This window comes from Massilia soli (genome assembly GCF_016809835.1).
In the GTDB taxonomy this organism is placed as follows: domain Bacteria; phylum Pseudomonadota; class Gammaproteobacteria; order Burkholderiales; family Burkholderiaceae_D; genus Telluria_A; species Telluria_A soli.
Map to the genome: position 1 here is coordinate 41727 of NZ_JAFBIL020000002.1, position 14750 is coordinate 56476.

General features: G+C 55.9%; 13 protein-coding genes and 1 tRNA gene. 9 read left to right on the forward strand and 5 right to left on the reverse strand.

Annotated features, from left to right (window positions below; genetic code table 11):
• Positions 1-9: 9 nt before the first annotated feature.
• The 3 genes from murI to I4X03_RS04590 all read right to left on the reverse strand — a co-directional run bounded on the left by murI (position 10) and on the right by I4X03_RS04590 (position 3135).
• Positions 10-882 (reverse strand): glutamate racemase, encoded by an 873-nt coding sequence (gene murI / locus I4X03_RS04580; protein WP_223466392.1) that lies wholly within the window; start codon positions 880-882, stop codon positions 10-12.
• Between the two features lie 87 nt (positions 883-969).
• Entirely contained in the window at positions 970-2499 is a 1530-nt protein-coding gene (locus I4X03_RS04585) for a fumarate hydratase (RefSeq protein ID WP_223466394.1), read from the reverse strand.
• A gap of 18 nt (positions 2500-2517) precedes the next feature.
• Entirely contained in the window at positions 2518-3135 is a 618-nt protein-coding gene (locus I4X03_RS04590) for a TIGR00645 family protein (protein WP_223466396.1), read from the reverse strand.
• Positions 3136-3414: 279 nt separating this feature from the next.
• Between I4X03_RS04590 and acs the strand changes: the two genes are divergently transcribed.
• The 8 genes from acs (at position 3415) to I4X03_RS04630 (ending at position 10767) form a co-directional block, all read left to right on the forward strand.
• On the forward strand, positions 3415-5400 hold the full coding sequence (gene acs / locus I4X03_RS04595; RefSeq protein WP_223466398.1) for an acetate--CoA ligase: 1986 nt from the start codon (positions 3415-3417) through the stop codon (positions 5398-5400).
• 120 nt (positions 5401-5520) lie between these two features.
• Positions 5521-5611: transfer RNA gene (locus tag I4X03_RS04600), tRNA-Ser, on the forward strand.
• A gap of 285 nt (positions 5612-5896) precedes the next feature.
• Positions 5897-6769: a DNA-processing protein DprA gene (locus I4X03_RS04605; RefSeq protein WP_223466399.1), complete on the forward strand. Its 873-nt coding sequence runs from the start codon at positions 5897-5899 to the stop codon at positions 6767-6769.
• On the forward strand, positions 6744-7391 hold the full coding sequence (locus tag I4X03_RS04610) for a hypothetical protein (RefSeq protein ID WP_223466400.1): 648 nt from the start codon (positions 6744-6746) through the stop codon (positions 7389-7391). Before I4X03_RS04605 ends, I4X03_RS04610 begins: the two co-directional genes overlap by 26 nt.
• An 8-nt stretch (positions 7392-7399) precedes the next feature.
• Entirely contained in the window at positions 7400-8053 is a 654-nt protein-coding gene (locus I4X03_RS04615; protein ID WP_223466402.1) for a ComF family protein, read from the forward strand.
• A gap of 40 nt (positions 8054-8093) precedes the next feature.
• Positions 8094-8906, forward strand: a complete 813-nt coding sequence (locus I4X03_RS04620) for a S1 family peptidase (protein WP_223466405.1) — start codon at positions 8094-8096, stop codon at positions 8904-8906.
• 83 nt (positions 8907-8989) lie between these two features.
• Complete coding sequence (locus I4X03_RS04625) at positions 8990-9985, forward strand: HEPN domain-containing protein (RefSeq protein WP_223466407.1); 996 nt, start codon at positions 8990-8992, stop codon at positions 9983-9985.
• Between the two features lie 86 nt (positions 9986-10071).
• Positions 10072-10767: a hypothetical protein gene (locus I4X03_RS04630; RefSeq protein ID WP_223466409.1), complete on the forward strand. Its 696-nt coding sequence runs from the start codon at positions 10072-10074 to the stop codon at positions 10765-10767.
• A 13-nt stretch (positions 10768-10780) separates the two neighbouring features.
• On the opposite strand, the gene I4X03_RS04635 is transcribed toward I4X03_RS04630, so the two are convergent.
• Together I4X03_RS04635 and xisR are read right to left on the reverse strand one after the other, a co-directional pair.
• Positions 10781-11950 carry a site-specific integrase gene (locus I4X03_RS04635; RefSeq protein WP_223466411.1) on the reverse strand — a complete coding sequence of 390 codons (1170 nt, stop codon included), beginning with the start codon at positions 11948-11950 and terminating at the stop codon, positions 10781-10783.
• A 72-nt stretch (positions 11951-12022) separates the two neighbouring features.
• A complete protein-coding gene (gene xisR / locus I4X03_RS04640) occupies positions 12023-12292 on the reverse strand; it encodes an excisionase family protein (RefSeq protein ID WP_307735337.1) in 270 nt (89 codons plus the stop codon).
• A 1729-nt stretch (positions 12293-14021) separates the two neighbouring features.
• Here xisR and I4X03_RS04645 point away from each other — a divergent pair.
• Positions 14022-14720, forward strand: a complete 699-nt coding sequence (locus I4X03_RS04645) for a competence protein CoiA (RefSeq protein WP_223466413.1) — start codon at positions 14022-14024, stop codon at positions 14718-14720.
• Positions 14721-14750 lie beyond the last annotated feature (30 nt).

Sequence of the window (14750 nt, forward strand, 5' to 3'; positions counted from 1 at the left end):
TTGGCAAATCTAAATGTCGAGATTCACTTGGGCTAGTGATTTGCCGGCCAGTTCGACTTCGGATACGGGCGCATTGATCCCCAGCAGGCTGGAAAATGCGACTGACAGCGCGGTCGCGCTGGCGCTGGTGAAGCCTTCGATTCTGGCCGGTCCCTGGCTGCCTGGGTTGCCGCAGGCAGCCGCCGTCAGCAGCCGCGCGAGCTGGCGCGCCACGGCGTCGCCGGTGTCGATTAGCGCAACCTCACGGTCCGTTGCCGCGCGGACGATGGCGCCGATGCTCGCCGTGACGAACGGGTAGTGGGTGCAGCCAAGCACCAGGGTGTCTGCGCCCTGATCGAGCAGCGGCACAATGTAGCGCTCCAGCATGGCGGTGGTGGCAGCCGAATCCAGTTCGCCCAGTTCGATCTGGTCGGCCAGACCGGTGCAGCCTTGCAGCAGGAATTCAATTTTGCCTGCCAGCGCGACCTGTTCGCGCAGTTGCAGGAACTTGGCGCCGGCCAGTGTGCTTTCGGTGGCCAGCACACCCACCTTGCCGTTGCGTGATGCCGCTGCCGCTGGCTTCAGGCCGGGCTCGACGCCGACGATCGGCAGGTCAGGATAGTGCTGGCGGATCAGGCTGATGGCGGCCACGGTGGCGGTGTTGCAGGCCACGACGAGAGCCTTGGCGCCGCGTGCTACCAGGAACGCGGCGATGGCCAGCGAACGTTCGGCGACGACGTGCTCGGGCTTGTCGCCGTAGGGAGCGAAGCCGGAATCGGCGAAGTAGAGCAGGTGTTCTTGCGGCAGCTGCGCGTGAATGTGGCGCAGGACCGAGAGGCCGCCGACGCCGGAGTCGAAAATGCCGATGGGGGAGGTTGGCGTCGGAAGGGAAATGGTTTCCATGTTTGGATGGTAGTGCAAACGCTTCCGGCTAGTCGGATAAAAGCGGCGGATGCGCGCTAGCGCGCTTATCCGCCCTACAGGGATTGCTTACTTGGTGACGACGGGGATGTTCAGCGTTTCGATTTTCGCTGCCCATTCCTTCGGGCCGGTGTTGTGGACCGAGGTGCCGTTGGAGTCGACCGCTACCGTCACCGGCATGTCGACGACGTCGAACTCGTAGATCGCTTCCATGCCCATGTCTTCGAAGCCGAGTACCTTGGCGCTCTTGATCGCCTTCGACACCAGGTAAGCCGCGCCACCTACCGCCATCAGGTAGGCCGACTTGTGCTTCTGGATCGATTCGATCGCCGCAGGACCGCGTTCGGCTTTGCCGATCATCGCGATCAGGCCGGTTTTCTCGAGCATCATGTCGGTGAACTTGTCCATCCGCGTGGCGGTCGTCGGGCCCGCTGGGCCGACGGCTTCGTCGCGCACCGGATCGACCGGGCCGACGTAGTAGATCACGCGGTTGGTGAAGTCGACCGGCAGCTGCTCGCCCTTGGCCAGCATATCCTGGATGCGCTTGTGCGCAGCGTCGCGGCCGGTCAGCATTTTGCCGTTCAGCAGCAGTGTCTGGCCCGGCGTCCACGATGCCACTTCTTCCTTGGTCAGGGTGTCGAGGTTGACGCGGCGCGACTTCTCGGTATCCGGGGTCCAGTGCACTTCAGGCCAGGTCGACAGCGCCGGCGGTTCCATGTAGGTCGGGCCCGAGCCGTCGAGCACGAAGTGGGCGTGGCGAGTGGCGGCGCAGTTGGGAATCATCGCCACTGGCTTGGACGCGGCGTGGGTCGGGTACATCTTGATCTTCACATCAAGCACGGTGGTCAGGCCGCCCAGGCCCTGCGCGCCGATGCCCAGCGCGTTGATCTTGTCGCACAGCTCGATACGCAGTTCTTCGGTCTTGTTCTGCGGGCCGCGCTGCTTCAGCTCGTACATGTCGATGTCGTCCATCAGGACTTCTTTCGCCATCAGCATCGCCTTCTCGGCGGTGCCGCCGATGCCGATGCCCAGCATGCCTGGCGGGCACCAGCCGGCGCCCATGGTCGGCACGGTCTTCATGACCCAGTCGATCAGCGAATCGGACGGGTTCAGCATGACGAACTTGGTCTTGTTCTCCGAGCCGCCGCCTTTGGCTGCCACCTTGACGTCGACGGTATTGCCCTCGACCAGTTCCATGTGGACCACGGCCGGCGTGTTGTCCTTGGTGTTCTTGCGGTCGAATTGCGGGTCGGCCACGATCGACGCGCGCAGCTTGTTGTCGTCGAAGTTGTACGCGCGGCGCACGCCTTCGTTGACGGCGTCGGTGACGGTGCCCGAGAAGCCTTCAAAGCGCACGCCCATGCCGATCTTGAGGAACACGTTGACGATGCCGGTGTCCTGGCAGATCGGTCGCTTGCCTTCGGCGCACATGCGCGAGTTGGTCAGGATCTGGGCGATTGCGTCCTTGGCCGCAGGGCTCTGCTCGGCGTCATACGCGCGCGCAAGGTGCTGGATGTAATCGGCAGGGTGGTAGTAGCTGATGTACTGAAGCGCTGCGGCGACGGATTCGATCAGGTCTTCCTGTTTGATGACGGTCATGAAGTTCTCGATTGGACGTTAGTGATTGTTTTTGGCCAGGGCCTGGGTCTTGGTCATGAGGCTGTCCGTGTAGGCAATGGCCAGCGCCGACAGCAGGAACACGCAGTGGATCGCGGTCTGCGAGATCAGCACCTTTTCGGTGTACGCGGATGCGTTGATGAAGGTCTTGAGCAAGTGGATCGACGAGATGCCGATGATGGCCATGGCCAGCTTGGTCTTCAGCACCGAGGCGTTGACGTGCGACAGCCATTCCGGCTGGTCCGGATGGCCTTGCAGGTGCATGCGCGAGACGAAGGTTTCGTAGCCGCCGACGATGACCATGATCAAGAGGTTCGAGATCATGACGACGTCGATCAAGCCCAGGACGACCAGCATGATGGTCGCTTCGTTCAAGCGCGTGGGGCGTACCGCGCCCGGCACCGTGACGGCGTCAAGCAGGTGCTGCAACGAGGCGGCATTGCCCATGGCGGCGCCGATCAGGTCTTTCAGTTCGACCCAGAAATGGAACACGTAGACGCACTGCGCCAGGATCAGGCCGAGGTACAACGGCAACTGCAGCCAGCGGCTGGCGAAAATCAGGTTGTTTAACGGCGTTAGCTTTGGGGGAGGGGTGGTCGAAAAACGCGGCTCAGACATGCGAGTAATGCTCCAGGACAGGCAGAAATTTGCGATGCGTCATTTTACACCTGCTCGGCAGTTTGATTTGGCGCAAACCTTCGGGTGGAAAAGCATGCATTGGCAGCTGCAGGCTGGCGGCCGCCGCAATCGCCGTTGAAAGATTGGTAAAATCACACAGCACACCTCCCAAGCGCACCACAACGAGCGGACATCGCGGGCGTTTTTGCACTGTAAGGGGGCAGTAAGCGACGGCGGCTAATGTTGTCGTAAAACTAAAGCAACTATAGGGAGACAAGCATGGCTGATCAAGAAATTCAGGGCTCGCAGGAAAGTCGCGTATTCGCACCACCTGCGGAGTTTGTGGCCAACGCCGCCATTTCGGGCATGGACGCGTACAACAAGCTGTGCGCGGAAGCCGCCAGCGACTACGAAGGCTTCTGGGCCCGCCTTGCCCGTGAAAATCTCGACTGGCACAAGCCCTTTACGAGCACGCTCGACGAATCGGACGCGCCGTTCTACAAATGGTTCGCCGATGGCGAGCTGAACGTATCGTATAACTGCCTCGACCGCAACCTCAAGAACGGCAACGCCGGCAAGACCGCGATCATTTTCGAAGCGGACGACGGTTCGGTCACGCGCGCTACCTATCAAGAACTGTACGAAATAGTCTGCAAGTTCGCCAACGGCCTGAAGTCGCGCGGCATCAAGAAGGGCGATCGCGTGGTGATCTACATGCCGATGTCGATCGAAGGCGTCGCCGCAATGCAGGCATGTGCGCGCATCGGCGCGACCCACTCGGTAGTATTCGGCGGCTTCTCGGCAAAATCGCTGCAGGAGCGCATCATCGACGCAGGCGCTGTCGCCGTCATCACCGCTGATGAACAACTGCGCGGCGGCAAAAAGCTGCCACTCAAGACCATCGTCGACGAAGCGCTGGCGCTGGGCGGCTGCGCCACGATGAAAGACGTCATCGTCTACAAGCGCACGGGCAGCGATATTCCATTCGATAGCGGCCGTGACATCTGGCTGCACGAGCTGGTTGCGGCGCAGCCGGCCGAATGCGAGCCGGAATGGGTTAGCGCGGAGCATCCGCTGTTTATTCTTTACACGTCCGGATCGACCGGTACGCCAAAGGGCGTGCAGCATTCGAGCGGCGGCTACCTGCTGTGGGCGGCGCTGACGATGAAATGGTCGTTCGACCTCAAGCCGGACGACGTGTTCTGGTGCACCGCCGACATCGGCTGGGTGACCGGCCACACCTACATCGCGTATGGCCCGCTGGCGGTTGGCGGCACCGAGATCGTGTTCGAAGGCGTGCCGACCTACCCGAACGCCGGCCGCTTCTGGGAAACCATCGACAAGCACAAGGTCAGCATCTTCTACACCGCGCCAACGGCGATCCGCTCGCTGATCAAGGCTGCGGACGTGGACCCGAAAGTGCACCCGAAAAACTACGACCTCTCCAGCCTGCGGCTGCTTGGCTCGGTGGGCGAGCCGATCAATCCGGAAGCCTGGATGTGGTACTACAAAAACATCGGCCGCGAGAAGTGCCCGATCGTCGACACCTTCTGGCAGACCGAAACCGGCGGCCACATGATCACGCCGCTGCCGGGCGCGACGCCAATGGTGCCGGGTTCGTGCACCTTGCCGCTGCCTGGCATCATGACGGCGATTGTCGACGAAGCGGGCCAGGATGTGCCGAACGGGCAGGGCGGCATTCTGGTCGTCAAGCGTCCATGGCCATCAATGATCCGCACCATCTGGGGCAATCCGGAACGCTTCAAGACCAGCTACTTCCCGGAAGAACTTGGCGGCCGCATGTACCTGGCGGGCGATGGCGCGATTCGCAACAAGGAAACGGGCTACTTCACCATTACCGGCCGCATTGATGACGTGCTGAATGTGTCTGGCCACCGGATGGGCACGATGGAAATCGAGTCGGCGCTGGTGGCGAACCCGCTGGTTGCGGAAGCGGCGGTGGTCGGCAAGCCGGACGAGACGACGGGCGAATCGATCTGCGCGTTCGTGGTGCTGAAGCAGGCGCGGCCGACGGGCGAAGAGGCCAAGAAGCTGGCGCTGGAGCTGCGCAACTGGGTTGCCAAGGAGATCGGTCCGATTGCCAAGCCGAAGGAAATCCGCTTTGGCGACAACCTGCCGAAGACGCGTTCGGGCAAGATCATGCGGCGCCTGCTGCGTGTGCTGGCCAAGGGCGAGACGATTACGCAGGATGTATCGACCCTGGAGAACCCGGCGATTCTGGAGCAACTGAAGGAAGCATCCTAACTCATGTCGTTCCCGCGAAAGCGGGAACCCATGCTGAGCCAGATCGGATGTGGCTCCAATTTTCACCATACTCAGCAGAATCTTTGCTATAATCTGCGGCTTCGTGAAAGCGAAGAATCAGGAGAGATGGATGAGTGGTTGAAGTCGCACGCCTGGAAAGCGTGTATAGGTTCATAGCCTATCCGGGGTTCGAATCCCCGTCTCTCCGCCAGAATGAGTAAGCCCCTGAATCCAGGGGCTTTTTTTCGTCTGGCCCATCAGCGAAGCTCTGCAATTTTGCCGAATTTTCGGGCTTTGGGATCGTTTTGGGATTTTTGCGAGGAGGCGCCTTCGGTTGGGGGTTTTCCTTTAAGGTACGGGTACGCGATTGAAAGCGGCCAAACCACGGCCAGATCGACTGTGGTACTGTATATTCATACAGCCAGCTACATGCTATGATTGGTGCGATATGTCAATTCACTCAACCTTCCGATCAGACTTTGGTGCTATCTCGCCCATGCTAGAAATGGGTGCCTATGAATGGCTGTGGCAGCAGGACACTGGTCCTACCAAACCGTCGTTCAAGAACCTTGCGGAACTGTTCCGCGCGAATCCAGGGCAGGGGCCTTCTCAGCTCGTCAGTGAGGAAGATGCGCGCGCTTGTGCGGAGAAAGTCCTTGAGCGATTCAGTAAGAAAGGAATTGGCCAGTTCAGCGTCCGCATGCAAGGCGCAGCCGACTTTCCAGAATGGCTCAAACACGCCGACCACCCGTTGCAGTTCCTGTACTACCAGGGTAATTGGGACCTTGCCTATTCGCCAAAGCGTATTGCCATCGTAGGTACTCGCAACCCGTCCGAACTCGGTCAGCGACGTGCGGCCAAGCTCGTAGCGACGCTGGTGCACGACGGGTTCACCATAGTGTCTGGTCTTGCCGCTGGCATCGACACGATTGCACACGAAACTGCGATCAAATGTGGCGGCGACACAATTGCTGTGATCGGAACGCCGCTCGACCAGGTTTACCCAAAGCAGAATCAAGCGCTACAGCAGGCGATTGCTCGCGAACATCTGCTCATCAGTCAGGTGCCCGTACTGGTTTACGCGCGCCGGCCCCCTACCGTGAATCGTTTGTTTTTCCCGGAGCGCAATATCACTATGTCCGCTCTGACCCAGGCGACGGTAATCGTTGAAGCTGGGGAGACTTCTGGCACTCTGATCCAAGCCCGTGCTGCGTTGAAACAGGGTCGCAAGCTGTTCATCCTAAACAGCAATTTTGGCGTGCCTGGATTAACTTGGCCGCACAAATATGAAGAGAAGGGTGCCATCCGCATCCGCGATTTCAGCGATATTCTGACCAATCTGAATGCCACCGCACCTACTCAAGATTGATCCCAGTAATATCGGCGATCACCATTACCTCGGGCCTGAGCACGAGTGTTTCTTCTTTTACGAATACGCTGCGAGACAAGGCTACGCTTTTAGCGAAGGCAATCAGTTAGTTTCGAACATAAAGAAGTCAGTACTCAGGCGCGGCCAGCCGGAGTATCGGTACAAGGAAAGGGCAATTGCGAGTGCGGGCAATTTGTTACACAGGGTATTGAGTGCGGCAGCACCGTTGCTTCCCACTACAACAGTTGTGCCGATCCCCCCGTCAAAGGTACGCAGTGACCCAGAATTCGATGACCGTGTGAATCGAATAGCATTGCTCGGATGCGCTAACACCGCGGCAGAGACGCGCGAGCTGGTCATGCAGACAGTGAGCTACGTCGCTTCGCATACCCAGCAAAGTGGCGAGGGCAAAAAGCCGCATGAGCTGGAAGCTATCTACGAATTGGTAGGGCCGCCTCCTCGTCAAATTGTCATCCTGGTCGATGACGTGCTTACAACCGGTGCGCATTTTGTCGCCGCGCGGAGTACCATCTTGCGACAATACCCCGACAGGCGAGTCGTCGGCATGTTCCTGGCACGTCGAGTGTTGCCAAATCCGTTTGAAGATTTCGACGCGCTTTAAAGGACCTTATGTCATTAATCCTCCATGCCCTCAGTGCTTACGCCAGCTATAAGCGCGAAGTAATCAACTGGCGTGCTATTGACTACGATATCAATAAATTTGTTAAGGCGCTAAAGCATAAAGAGTTCAGAGGTGCCGGCGGCCTCACCGACATGCATGGCACGCGCCTCCAGTTCGATAAGTCGAACCCGGACAACGCCTTAATAATCTTCGGTTGCTGGGGCGTGCGCCGACTGCGCCGTTTGAACCTGGGCGATGTCGTCCTTGTTCCGGTTCCGTCGAGCAAATGCGTCGAGTTCGGGCTGGATTCAGCGCCTCAACGCATGGCACGCGCGCTTCGCACTATCGGGCAACGGGACGAAATCTCGGTGGAACCGTGGTTGCGGTTTCGCCATGCCATGCCTTCCGCTTCGAGCGACGGTGGTACACGGAACGTCAATGTCCTGCGGGATTCCTTAGTCGTGTCCTCTGCAGTCAAACGCAAGAAGGTTGTGTTGATCGATGACGTCAAGACTACGGGGTCTCACTTGAGGGCTTGTGCACAAGTGCTTCGCGAAAATGGGGTTGAAGTAAAGACTGTCCTGGTCGCGGCCTCAACGGTATGGGAGCAACATCCCCATCCATTGGGGTTAGATCCAGAAGATCTAGAGCGACGAGGCTAGCGAGAATTTTCGTGATGGACTGCTTTCAGAAAGGAGCGTAATGCTCTCGCCTATCGACACATTACAAAAATATTCCGCTGCTGTTGCGTTTGTCGACGTTTGCAACGCCGCTGGTGATCGTGGAATTGGAACGGCTTTTCATGTCGGCCAAGGAGTGTTTGTCACGGCGCGTCACGTGCTTGAAAATTGTGTTGTAGAGCGCATTGCGACTGTTAGGGACCACCAGGTGCCAGTCGAAGGCGAGCGCGCAAAGAACGCACTTAGTTTTGTGGCTAGGCGCGATGGTACGTTGCAGGCCATGCACAATATTTCTCGTCGTGACATTATCATTTCAGAAGGGCCATTCTTCCACGATAACCCCCAAGTCGACGTGGCCGTATTTCGCGCCCATGACATCGATCCAGAACTCCCATGGATTCCACTCGGCGGTCATCTTGATGACTGGATTGGCGACAACGATTTCGTTCTGTGGGAAGCCACCGTAATGGGATTCCCGCCTATACCAATGACTTCAGAACCACTGCTCGTAGCGACGCGTGCAGAGATCAGTGCCGTGATAGACGTTCGCCACGCCCCGCACGTTCATTTCGTCCTGTCGGCAATGGCGCGTGGCGGGTTTAGCGGAGGCCCGGCACTTATAGATGGATGCTTGTTGGGGGTGGTTACGAATAGTTTGCTTGAGATGGGGCAGCCAACTGAAATAGGCTATCTCACCGTCGTGTCTGTAGAGCCAATATTTGATTGTTTGCACGAACACAAATGGTTGCCGAAAGCGCAAATCGAGTCGTGGGGAGCAACCGTCTGGGACGACGGACTTTTACCGCCACCGTCGACTTCAGTCCCTCAGGATTGATCGAACGCCAGTTGTTCGTGTTCGAGGATTAAGACGGTTTCTGAACAAAATCGGGCAAGCCATCTTCCGCGCTTGCAGCAGACATGGATGATGGGGAGTTTGATGTGATAGCGAAAGTTGACCTTTCCGAACTCAGAGCGCAATGCAATCACTTCGTGGAAAGGGAGCTTCGCGCGAAAGAGCGGCTTTGTATTGACTCGCAAACCGGATGGTACTTTGGGATTGTCGGTCTTGACGTTGACATGCCTGGTACGTCCCACGCTATTGTAGAAGACTTGGCAATTCTCGAAAGGGTGGTAGAGCCTCCAGGCGAAATTGAGCTGGCCTCCTCGCTAAAGGATCGACACCTCTTTAGTGCAGTCGCGCGATATTCACACAGCATTCGCTATCAACTTAGAATTCACGATATGGCTGAATCGGAACAAGGCTCATTTGACTTGGCCTGGTGGATTATTTCGCTAATTCGTGTTCGTACATTAGCTGAATTCTTAGTGCCAGTCGCCGCTGATTATTCATGGTCAGTCATCGCGGGCTTGGATGAGCGAAAGTGCTCGGTTACTTTTGTAGAGGACATTCCAACGGCTACGAAGCTGGACGCCGATTCACCGGTTCAAACTGCTGACCTTGATTGGGTAGGAGCGAACGTTCCAACGTTTGCCCGTTTGCTTGAAATACCTTGTTTCCGCCTCGCGGTTGAGTCTTTGTCTACGCACCAGCACCAGACGAGCGAGCGTATGATGGCGGCCACCCTTTGGGCCGGAATCGAATCTCTGTTTGGTATTCAAAGTGAACTTGGGTTTCGCCTATCGACGTATATTGCGGTCGTCATTGAGCCTTCAGGTCCTAGGAGGCGACAGGCGTACCAAAAAATAAAGAAATTATATGGGACAAGGTCAAAAGCCGTTCACGGGGCGAAGCTCAGCTCCGAGCAATTACGAACACATGTTCTAGAAGTACGGACCATCTTGTCACGCATTCTATGCAAATTTATCGAGGAGGGGCAGGTCTTTTCGGAGGATAGGATCGAAAGAGAAATATTCGGTGACTTTAGCCCGTCGTCTGCCGCAAGGCCGGTGTAAAGGACATTCTGGTTGAACACGATTTGTGCTTCAGGCATGCGCCAAGCACGACCATTTATCGAGTTGAGCATTGGACACTGGAAGAGATGAACTACCTTATAACGCCGCCAAATACCCACTATGATGGAGGCCTCGGAGTTACTGCGTGTAACTTCTCCCAAGCTGCTGATACTCTTCGGCGCGCGGGTAATGCGATGGATGGAGTGCTTCCGCTTTGCTACCTTCAGCGACATGCAGTCGAGCTGTTTCTTAAATCGCTCATTGTAATTCTGCATAAAAAGTATGAAATTGCTTACGGTGAAGGCTTTTCTGCTCAGAAACCGGCAGCCAAAGTGGGCGAAAAATGGATAGCCTTATCAAGCACTCACAATCTTTCTGATTTGTTCAGCTATTTTCGGTCGGTTCTTGCCGCCACAATTTCTCAACTTCCTTCAAAAGCCGACTGGACTATTGCGCCCGACGTCGAGAGGAAAATACAGCTGGTTAGTGGGTCGGACCCAAAAAGTACATACTTCCGCTATCCAGAATCGGCCACCAGTGCCCACGATGCGAGAAAATCGTCGATTCAACCTGAACGCTTAAATTCAATTTTTGAAAAAATGGCAGACTCTAAAGTGCCTGTGAAATGCACCTTGATGTTGGACGAAAACGACGAGATAGTGGAAGCCTACAATTTTAATAGCTCGCCAATTCCTAAGGTACTTGAATCGTTGGAGTACCTAAGCGGGTATTTTTACAACTTGCATGCAGCATTTCGATACGAGATCACCAATGGCTTGTAGCGGCTAGATCAACTCACCGTAATTTCTGCGGCGCTTCACGGCGTTTGATCGCAGCATTGACCTTAGCCATTTCAAGTTGGTCATCCACGCTGCTGATCCACTTGGCATAAACATCAAAAAACATGCGTAGACTGTGACCTAGTTGTTTGGCCAGGAAGGCAGGTTTAGCCCCACTCATCAGTCCAATTGTGGCGTAAGTATGACGCATGTTATACGGACGACGGTACCGAATGCCCAAGCTTTTAAGAGTGATGGCCCAAAAACTGCGCGCGTCAGTAATTGTCTGGTAGGACCAAGGATTTCCCGTTTTTGGATCGTGGAAGACATATTCACCTTGAAGATACGTGTGGAACTTTTGACGCAGCAGGGCTTCATGAGCCCTGGCACTCAAAATTACCGTTCTAGCCTGCGCGGTCTTAGTCGTGTCTTCCTCGCCATCGCTCGTCATTCCAGCTTCAATCAAGATCTCGTTGCGCCGTAAGTCAACATTCTTCCATTGCAAAGCGATGCCCTCTGCTGTTCTCAAACCTGTGAAAAACATGAATTGGACAAAATTGTAAATCGGCTCGGGTCTGTGTGTTTTAAGGAGCGCAAGGATCAGATTTGCCTCGTCAAGAGTGAACGGATCAGGTGACTTTCTCTGCACCTTCTTTGGCTTGATTTCGTCGCAGGGATTGACGGTAAGGTGTTTGTCACGGATGGCAAGCTCGAATGGACCTCGGATCATGCTCAGTTCGTTGTTACGACTCTTTGCACTCTTCCAAGATCCGGCGGCCAGTGCTCCCATGATGTCGGAGTAGCGAACTTGATCGATCGGAACATTTCTGAGATGCGACTTCCAAAAACTGTTCATCCTCGTAGTGTACTGCTCGCGTGTTGATGCTTTGAGATCACACACGCGCAGCCAATGATCCATAACGTCGTACAGCCACGGTACCGATGCGGGTGTTGCTTCGATCTTGGCTTGAGACGAGCCAGGGAAGTAGTCCACATACTTAAACGTACCCAGCCTGATCTTGTCTTTGATCTCGGCGGCAAGTCGGGTTGCGTATTTAATATTTGCCGGCGTCGGGGCAAGGCCCTCATTGTCCAGGCATAACCGTTCGTGTCGTTGTTTCCCCTGATAGCGAAAAACGATTCGAATACAGCCTGCTCTAATCTCTACGCCTGGTGTTTTGCTCATAGCGTAAGCTCAACGCGCCGCCAGAGTATGCCCCTAATTGGTGACGGCATCTGAGTGCTCTGCCTGTGTACCCTAGCTGCCGCCGATGGAACGGCGACGTTCGCCTGCACGCATGCGGCGCTCTTGCATATTTGGCCTTGCGCTCGCCCCGCTCACCCACCGGTAGTATTCCTGCAAATTGATAGTGATGCGGCCGTCCGGCGCCCGCCTATACATCCGCCCTTCGATCCACTTACCGTCTTCAATCTTACGCTCGACGGCTTTTGTTGAATAGCCCGTGCACGTACAGAACAGCGGCATGAGCATCCATTCGAGTTGGAGCGCCACGGTCCCCGAATCCATGATGGTTTCCCTTCTAGGCGATGGACAGACATTGCCGCAGGCTATCATCGCGTTTCAAGTTTAATAATGTGAGAGATCAATTTTCCACTTCATGTCTGTGCATCAGTGCACCTGACACCGGGCTCGTGAGGGTGGCCTGCAGAAATTCGATTTCGAGGGTACACCACTTCCATTACTGGAGGTCTCGCCGTCCGAAGCGGGTAGGTTGCGAAGTAGTTGTGGGGTGACCGCGGTTTAGCAAAATTGATGCTCTGGCTTCACTGAACGGTACGAGTCGACATCCAACTTTTTAGCCGCAATACGATTTGCGACGTTCGCGTTGCAGTCGCCCGTCTCGCTGTAACTTCGTCTGGCGGAATCGGGCGACGCTTGGTTGGCTGTGAAAGCACGCGATTAATCGTGTTGACGGTAACACCAATTCCAATGAGTTCAGTCACAAATGCTTCAATACCCAACTGCGGCAGAATGATTAGGCCAACATCAATGTTTATCGCTGCTAGGCGGTCATGTCGTCGTGTTGTCATTCGCCGGTTCATGCGTGAATCATACAAGTTGCTAGATTAGTTACTTTGATTCCGCCCAACGGCTCGCCTGACGCGGCGCGCCAGGCTAACCCAACCCTACGCCCGGCGCTGCGCGCCAGGCTACCGCAACTGCACGTCGGGCGAAGCAGGTATCGAACGAAATACTTCGTCGTGCATTCGCAGAAGTATTATGATATTGCAATGATCTACGTTGCTCGGCGCCTGGGAAAGAAACACTTTAATGGTGCACCTCATCCGCACCCCCAATCTTCAAGCAGCGTTGATCGACTGCGTACTAGGAACTGTCCGCCCTGACCGTTAGCAAACCTTACAAGTGCCGCGCAAAGCGTTACGTCGAGTGCACCGACGAAGTGTGCGAACCATGCACAAGCAAACCCGCCGTCGCTAAGCCGATGAGGATGTCGAGCGCCTCCTCACGGCAGTTAGAGCGGTCATGCGGTGCGATCTCAGGCCAAAATGGAACCATAAAAATTTCGCGCCCTGTGGCGCCCCGCATGCGGCCGGTTGCCGCGAAAATCGGACCACTATGGAACATACGTACCGTGAGCAATTAGGGATCGACCCGGCATTCGTCGTAACGAAGACAGGCGATCGCCGCGATGTCAGAAAAGGGCAAGATTCAGACGTCGAGTCGTATGACGTTTTTAATCCCGAAGGCCGATTGGTAGCGCAATATGAAATCCTTGACTCTACAAGCACGAATCCGCCTTTCCACAGAACTGTCAGTTATCGCAAGCTTGGGGTTGCGAAAGACTCTGGCCCGTTGCGGCCAGCTTAGATGAAGAAAAGTTTCATGACACAAAAACTAATGTAGCTCAACAACGCCTAAAAACTGGCTGCGGATGGCGCTGGGGCGATGCCGCAACATTCGCTTTTCTTCTTACCGCTCCACTTGCTGGGTGGGTGCGCGAAGGAAGGCTCGACGAATACACGGCTCTTGAGGCCATCCGGTTGCTCCACCCCCTGCATCCTAACGTTACCGTATCAGCACGAAAATTTGGGGAAATACGGATGTGCCTACTGCGCCCGCAAGAGAGTGTCAAAGTGCGAGATTGCTGCGGCATTCGTAAGCCCGTCGAAATCCGGAAGGCGAGGCGAGATCGATTAACAGGCGATAAATCGCTAAAAAGTTGCCTCATCAAGGATGGCCTATTGAACATAAGAAACCATTGCGAGAGAAGGTCATGACACAGTCTGTTTGGACCCGCGATGGGCGGCCGGTAGATGCGAGTGAATTCCGCATAAGCGATTGGGAAGCGTTGAAGCAGGTCGCGCAACTCGGCGACTTCGTGATGCCCTGTTGCAAGTCGCCTGCCGTCCTCAAAACGAGCATCAATGGGTTGCCGTTTTTCGCCCACGTGTCGGATGAATGCTCAACCGCGCCTGAGACGAAGTGGCACAAGAATGGAAAGGCCGCGGTGTTGGGATCATTACGCCAACTCGGCATCGAAGGACGAGAAGAGGTGCCCGGTCTGTCACCTAGCGGGGCTAAGTGGGAGGCAGATGTGCTGTTTTCGAGCGACCGACGCAACATCGCTATTGAGTTGCAACGGTCCTACCAGCACCTCCGCGACTTTATGCGGCGCCAGGATAGATACACGGTATCGGGGGTTGAGTGTTTTTGGTTGGTTCGCCACGAAACGTTCTTGACCTTGAGCAAGGCCACATCACGTTTGCTCTTGAAGCGTGATTTCGGAAACGTGTTCCCGGAAGATGGCATCGGAACAGGCATGCTCCCCGAGCTACCGGTGGCGATGTTGGAGACCGGCGGCGAACAGAGAGTCCTTTTCGGGGCAGGGAAGTGCGCGACCGTGCACGATTGGTTAGAGGGAATATTAACCAGCACGTACAAATATCGGGAAGGCTCTTGGAATCTCGATTGAGATCGGAAAACGGAGATTTACGTGGACATC

Excerpts from the sequence above, each read along its gene's own strand:
- murI (WP_223466392.1), bottom strand. The coding sequence starts at position 882 with ATGGAAACCATTTCCCTTCCGACGCCAACCTCCCCCATCGGCATTTTC.
- I4X03_RS04585 (WP_223466394.1), bottom strand. The coding sequence starts at position 2,499 with ATGACCGTCATCAAACAGGAAGACCTGATCGAATCCGTCGCCGCAGCG.
- I4X03_RS04590 (WP_223466396.1), bottom strand. The coding sequence starts at position 3,135 with ATGTCTGAGCCGCGTTTTTCGACCACCCCTCCCCCAAAGCTAACGCCG.
- acs (WP_223466398.1), top strand. The coding sequence starts at position 3,415 with ATGGCTGATCAAGAAATTCAGGGCTCGCAGGAAAGTCGCGTATTCGCA.
- I4X03_RS04605 (WP_223466399.1), top strand. The coding sequence starts at position 5,897 with ATGCTAGAAATGGGTGCCTATGAATGGCTGTGGCAGCAGGACACTGGT.
- I4X03_RS04610 (WP_223466400.1), top strand. The coding sequence starts at position 6,744 with ATGCCACCGCACCTACTCAAGATTGATCCCAGTAATATCGGCGATCAC.
- I4X03_RS04615 (WP_223466402.1), top strand. The coding sequence starts at position 7,400 with ATGTCATTAATCCTCCATGCCCTCAGTGCTTACGCCAGCTATAAGCGC.
- I4X03_RS04620 (WP_223466405.1), top strand. The coding sequence starts at position 8,094 with ATGCTCTCGCCTATCGACACATTACAAAAATATTCCGCTGCTGTTGCG.
- I4X03_RS04625 (WP_223466407.1), top strand. The coding sequence starts at position 8,990 with ATGGATGATGGGGAGTTTGATGTGATAGCGAAAGTTGACCTTTCCGAA.
- I4X03_RS04630 (WP_223466409.1), top strand. The coding sequence starts at position 10,072 with ATGAACTACCTTATAACGCCGCCAAATACCCACTATGATGGAGGCCTC.
- I4X03_RS04635 (WP_223466411.1), bottom strand. The coding sequence starts at position 11,950 with ATGAGCAAAACACCAGGCGTAGAGATTAGAGCAGGCTGTATTCGAATC.
- xisR (WP_307735337.1), bottom strand. The coding sequence starts at position 12,292 with ATGGATTCGGGGACCGTGGCGCTCCAACTCGAATGGATGCTCATGCCG.
- I4X03_RS04645 (WP_223466413.1), top strand. The coding sequence starts at position 14,022 with ATGACACAGTCTGTTTGGACCCGCGATGGGCGGCCGGTAGATGCGAGT.